Origin of the sequence: Borreliella californiensis (genome assembly GCF_014205885.1) — a bacterium.
GTDB lineage: Bacteria > Spirochaetota > Spirochaetia > Borreliales > Borreliaceae > Borreliella > Borreliella californiensis.
Window position 1 is genome coordinate 1 of record NZ_JACHFB010000024.1, and the last position, 2,378, is coordinate 2,378.

2 protein-coding genes are annotated in these 2,378 nt (G+C 26.3%); one reads left to right on the plus strand and one right to left on the minus strand.

What is annotated here, in order from left to right; genetic code table 11:
- Positions 1–192 precede the first annotated feature (192 nt).
- Positions 193–1,041: a hypothetical protein gene (locus HNP67_RS06640; protein ID WP_184125757.1), complete on the plus strand. Its 849-nt coding sequence runs from the start codon at positions 193–195 to the stop codon at positions 1,039–1,041.
- A gap of 146 nt (positions 1,042–1,187) precedes the next feature.
- On the opposite strand, the gene HNP67_RS06645 is transcribed toward HNP67_RS06640, so the two are convergent.
- Positions 1,188–1,931, minus strand: a complete 744-nt coding sequence (locus tag HNP67_RS06645; protein ID WP_184125759.1) for a hypothetical protein — start codon at positions 1,929–1,931, stop codon at positions 1,188–1,190.
- Between the last annotated feature and the right edge of the window lie 447 nt (positions 1,932–2,378).

Genomic DNA, 2,378 nt, shown 5'->3' on the forward strand with positions numbered 1-2,378 from the left:
AATATGCAACATAATCATCAAAAGACCTTTTACCTTTTTTCAAAAGAATTTCTCCTAAAATAACAAAATTAACAAATTGTTACTCTAAATAGTAAGGCAATTTATTAATTGTTAACATAAACTATTGATTAATCAAAATCAATTAATTAATGATCTATATTGACTGTTTTAATCATCTATAAAGGAGATAAAATGCGGTATTTACTATCATTATTTTTTATAACAATATTTTTAAATATTCATGCTAACACAAAAAAATATTCGAGCAATTCAAGCTTGAATAAAGATCAAAAATACGCATATGAATATATCAAAAAATTTTTTAAAGAAATGGATTACAAAAATATAAAAAATTCAGAATATCAAAATCTATTTCTATTCTTTCCAAAATATTTTAAAACTTGTTTTGAAATTGATAATTCTAAGAATCCTAAACTCCTTAAAAAATTCTACACTGATTTATACAAAGTAGTTAAACTTATCGAAAATAGTGGACTAAAAGAATTAAAATCGGTTTTAGATGAAGAGCTATACCAATCATTTAATGATGGATATTGTGATTTCAAGTTAGAAGCTATATTAGAATTTTTTAATACCCATATCCCCACATTACATAAAAAATTAAAAACAGAAATGAGTTTAAATAAAGAGCAAAAATTTGCATATAACTATTTAAAAAACCTTCTTGATATAGAAGAAGAGAATACTTGGCGGAATAAATCATCAAGCTCCACGTGGTATAGATTTCACGACCTATTTGATATTACTAAAGATACAAAAAGTTTACAAAAATTTTTAGACGAACTATATAAAACAATTCATTTTGTAGAAAATAGCGATATTAACCAATTGAATAAATTGAAAAATTATTTAAATAAACAATTAAATAATTCATTTTGGGATTTTAATATTAAAGATGGAATTGCAAAATATTTAGATCAACTATCAGATATTTTTAATACCGATTTACCTGAATTGTATGAAAAATTAAAAAAAGATGATGAAGAAAGTAAACAAAATGATGAAAATGAAACAAATTAAACAACATTCCATAACTTATATTATTAAAATGTTACCTGAATGATATTATAATATCATTCTATAAATTCAATACCTAAAACTATTCGAAACAAGACTAATTACTAGTCTTGTTTCTTTATATCGAAATTTTACTTACATCTAATTTTTCACTTTTTAAGCTCTTCATCAATCTTTTGAAGTGCATTTTCTATTGTTTTCTTAGTCATGTCACCAGTATCAGAACTATTACCACCACCAGTTACACCTTTAAATCCTAATTTATTAGCAAGTTGCCATGCTGTCACCCCAATGTTTCCTTGATTTTTAGCCCTATCCCCTTCAGATCTACCGCCAGCACCCTCAACTTGTTCCTTATACTCTTCAAATTTCTTCTTAGTCTCTTCTAATTCTTTTTTTCTCTCTTTTTTTTTCTTTTCCAAACTCTCATCAAGTTCTTTTAGCTCTGTTTCAAGTTTTCCCTTTTTTTCTTCATTCTGAAGCTCTTTTATTTTTTCTCTTATTTTTTTTATCTCTTCTTCATACTCACAATATTTCCCAATAGTAGTTTTTCCATCTGATTTTTCTATTTTTTCCTTTAATTCTCTTATTTGCTTTTCAATCTCTTTTAATTCTGAATCTTCTGGCTCCTCTTGAACTGCTTGATCTTCACCTTGTTCCTGCGACTCATCAGCTTGCACTAATTCATCAGCTTTTGGTTGAACTTTTGCTTCTGGTTTTTCAAAATCTACAAAAAACTCTTCTTTTTTTGTATCTAAAAATCCCTTAACTTGCTTTTTTAACTCTTGTTCAGATTGTTCTAAACTTTTTTTTACATCTTCACCACTTGCATAATTCTTGCAAGAAACTATCAATGCAAAAACAACACAAATAGTAAACATTTTCTTATTCATAAGTTACTCCATAAGTCCTAAATCTTAACGCAACACCCTAACAATTACAATTTTTCAAAGATTTAAATATCTAATTTTGTTACATTTCAAATTACATATTAACAAAACGCAAATGTAATTTTAATCAACTCCCCAAAATCTCTCCATTGCAAATGACCTACCCATTACAAATGACTACAAAACACATACAAACTAAATCTCAAAGTCTTTGCTATATATCACTTAAAGTATATTATCTTTCTTAAGTGCACCCCTCTGAAATTGCCACTTCTGTTTATCACAGCCACCATAAAACCCAAATTTCGCTTGCAATGAGAACCCATAAAATTTGACTAAAATTTTTGGTTTTTGGTAAAATATAAATTAGAATTTACATCTATTTTTATTACTTTTACTTAATTTAAAAGTAACACCTAGAAGGAGCTTGTCTTATGGACATTAATAATT